Source organism: Devosia sp., from assembly GCF_034675085.1.
Lineage (GTDB): Bacteria > Pseudomonadota > Alphaproteobacteria > Rhizobiales > Devosiaceae > Devosia.
Window position 1 is genome coordinate 1 of sequence record NZ_JAUCDN010000337.1, and the last position, 3,474, is coordinate 3,474.

The 3,474-nt window shown below is 65.5% G+C and carries 3 protein-coding genes; all 3 read left to right on the forward strand.

Annotated elements, in window-relative coordinates; all coding sequences use genetic code 11:
* Nucleotides 1–2,133 (forward strand): DNA polymerase III subunit alpha (gene dnaE / locus VDP82_RS15855; RefSeq protein ID WP_323015797.1); only part of this gene is annotated, 2,133 nt, incomplete at its 5' end.
* Nucleotides 2,133–2,657 carry a hypothetical protein gene (locus tag VDP82_RS15860; protein ID WP_323015798.1) on the forward strand — a complete coding sequence of 175 codons (525 nt, stop codon included), beginning with the start codon at nucleotides 2,133–2,135 and terminating at the stop codon, nucleotides 2,655–2,657. The genes dnaE and VDP82_RS15860, both read left to right, overlap by 1 nt.
* A gap of 188 nt (nucleotides 2,658–2,845) precedes the next feature.
* A partial coding sequence (gene rpsB / locus VDP82_RS15865; protein WP_323015799.1) for a 30S ribosomal protein S2 occupies nucleotides 2,846–3,474 on the forward strand: 629 nt, incomplete at its 3' end.

Here is a 3,474-nt window from a genome sequence, read left to right on the forward strand (position 1 = left end):
GCCCAGATCATCACCTTCGGAACGCTGCAGGCGCGCGCCGTGCTGCGCGATGTCGGCCGGGTGCTGCAAATGCCCTATGGGCAGGTGGACCGCATCTGCAAGCTGGTGCCGGCCAATCCCGCCGACCCCTGGACCATTGAGCGCACGCTCAACGAGGTGTCGCAATTCCGCCAGATGGCGGAAGAGGACGAAACCGTGGGGCAGTTGGTGGAGATCGCCAAGGCGCTGGAGGGGCTTTTCCGCCATGCCTCGACCCATGCGGCGGGCATCGTCATCGGCGACAGGCCGCTCCAGGAGCTGATCCCGCTCTATCGCGATCCGCGCTCCGACATGCCGGTGACCCAATATAACTTGAAATGGGTGGAGCCGGCGGGACTGGTCAAGTTCGACTTTCTCGGCCTCAAGACGCTGACCACCATCCGCTATGCGGTCAACATGGTGAACCGGGAGCGCGAGACCCCGCTCGATATCGATGCCATCCCCATCGACGACGCAGCGACCTATAAGCTCTACGCCCATGGCGATACCTACGGCATCTTCCAGTTCGAAAGCGCCGGCATGCGGCGGGCGCTGATGGAACTCAAGCCCGACCGCATCGAAGACCTCATCGCCATGAACGCGCTCTATCGGCCCGGCCCGATGGACAACATCCCCAGCTTCATCGACCGCAAGCATGGCCGCGAACCGGTGGACTATCCCCATGCGGCGCTCAAGGAAGTGCTGGACGAGACCTATGGCATCATCGTCTACCAGGAGCAGGTGATGCAGATCGCCCAGCTGCTGTCGGGCTATTCGCTGGGCGAGGCCGACATGCTGCGCCGCGCCATGGGCAAGAAGATCAAGGCGGAGATGGACAACCAGCGCATCCGCTTCCGCGAGGGCTCGGGCCCCAACGGGGTGAGCGAGAGCCTGGCCGACCAGATCTTCGACCTGCTGGCCAAATTCGCCAATTACGGCTTCAACAAGAGCCACGCGGCGGCCTATGCCTGGGTCTCCTACCAGACCGCCTATCTCAAGACCCACCATCCGCGCGAATTCTACGCCGCCTCGATGACGCTGGACATGGCCCAGACCGACAAGCTCTCCGATTTCCGCCGCGAGGCGGGCAAGAAGGGCATCGAGGTGGTGCCGCCCTGCGTCAACAGCTCGGACGTGGTGTTCTCGGTGGCGGAAGGGCGCATCCATTACGGCTTGTCGGCGGTCAAGGGCGTGGGGCGCGCCATGGCCGAGCATATCGTTGCGGTGCGCGGCGATATCCCCTTCAAGGACCTGGCCGATTTCGCCCGGCGGGTCGATCCGCGCGTGCTCAACAAGCGCACGCTGGAAACCCTGGTCAATGCCGGGGCGTTCGACGTGCTGGCACCGCGCCGCGAAGTGGCTTTCGCCGCCATCGAGGCGGTGATCGGCATGGCCCAGTCGCTCACCTCGGAGCGCAATGAGGGGCAGGGCAACATGTTCGACGGGGGCGAGCCCGAGCCGATCCGCCTGCCCATGGCAGTGCCGGCCTGGAGCACCACCGAGCGCGCCGACCGGGAATTGAGCGCCATCGGCTTCCATCTCTCGGCCCACCCGCTCGACGCCTATTCGGACATGTTCGAGCGCCTGCGCGTGCAGCGCTGGAGCGATTTCGAGCGCGCTGTCAAGGACGGGGCCTCGGCGGGACGGCTGGCGGGCACGATCGCCTCGCGCAACGACCGGCGCACCCGCAAGGGCACGCCGATGATGATTCTCGCCCTGTCGGACCAGAGCGGCACCTATGAGGTGATCGCCTTTTCCGAGCAGATCACCCAGTTCGGGGCGCTGTTGCAGCCGGGCCGCTCGGTCATATTGCAGGTGGGCGCGGACGAGCGGGCGGAAGGCATCAGCCTGCGGCTGCTCTCGGCCGAAGCCATAGACGGCATCGCCGAAAAGATCGACCGGCGGCTGACCATCTTCGCCGCCAATGCCGGGGCGCTGCCCCCCATCGCCGCCCAGCTCAAGCGGGGCGGGGAAGGGAGCGTCAATTTCGTGGTTATCCGGGATGGCGGCGCGCGCGAATATGAGATCGAATTGCCGGGCACCTATCGCATCACGGCGGAAGTCGCCGGGGGCATCAAGGCGCTGGACGGGGTAACCGATGTGAGGCTGCACTGATGAACGCGACACAAGACAATCCTTCCCTGGGACTCGACTGGCGGCGGATCGCCGTCAATTTCGCCGTGCTGGCGGGCTGCGCCTTCGTGCTGTTCGTGCTGGCGGCGCTGCTCAATGGCCTGGCCTCGCTGCTGCGCCTGTCGACGCCCGAGCACCTGACGGGCGTGGTCACGGCACTGGGAAATTCCTCCTCGCTCCAGGCAATGATGGCGATCTGGCTGCTGGCGGCCGCCATGGTCATCGTGGCACCGCGCCTGTGGGGGGCGCTGTCGGTAACGACGGCGCTGCTTTTCGACCTCGGTTATGGCGTGCTGGGAGCGCTGAGCGGGTTCAGCCTGGGCATCGGCATTTTCGGCGGCGGCTGGATGCCGCTTGTCTGGGCGCTGGTCTATAGCGTCGTGGTCTGGCTGGGCTATGTGGCGCTGCGGCGTTTCCTGCCGCTTTCGGAGATGGCGGGCCGTAACCGCTGGATTTTCGCCGCCATCCTGGTGGTGGCGGCCCCGGCGCTGCTGCTCTGGGGGTAGGGCGCTTCTCCCGGCCGGCGCGGCCCTTGCCAAGGGGGCTGTCTTCGCCTATATCGCCCCTGCGTCCGGCTGCGTGCCGGCGCGATTTCACACACGAAACGGGCTTTCTGTTCAGGAAAACCATCCGGTGGCGGGGAACCGTCGCATTGTTTCGTGGAGGCATCAACCGGTAAACAAGGAGCAGCCAGATGGCTTTGCCCGATTTTTCCATGCGCCAGTTGCTTGAGGCCGGCGTCCATTTCGGCCACCAGAAGCACCGCTGGAACCCCAAGATGGAACGCTACATCTTCGGCGTTCGCAACGATATCCACATTCTCGACCTGAGCCAGACCGTGCCGGCGCTGAGCCGCGCGCTGCAGCTGGTCAGCGACACCGTGGCCGATGGCGGCCGCGTGCTGTTCGTGGGCACCAAGCGCCAGGCCGCCCCGCTGGTGGCCGATGCCGCCAAGCAGTCGGCCCAGTATTACGTCAATTCCCGCTGGCTCGGCGGCACGCTGACCAACTGGCAGACCATTTCCAATTCCATCGCCCGCCTGCGCGAGCTGGAATCGATGAGCGAGGACGAGCTCAACCTGCGCACCAAGAAGGAGCGCCTGATGATGAGCCGCGAGCAGGAGCGCCTGGAGCGCGACCTGGGCGGCATCAAGGACATGGGGAACCTGCCCAGCCTGCTGTTCGTCATCGACACCAACAAGGAAGCCAACGCGATCAAGGAAGCCCGTCGCCTCGGGATTCCGGTCGTGGCCATCGTCGACACCAATTGCGATCCGGACACGGTGGACTACGCCATTCCGGGCAATGACGACGCCAGCCGCGC

Excerpts from the sequence above, each read along its gene's own strand:
- VDP82_RS15860 (WP_323015798.1), top strand. The coding sequence starts at position 2,133 with ATGAACGCGACACAAGACAATCCTTCCCTGGGACTCGACTGGCGGCGG.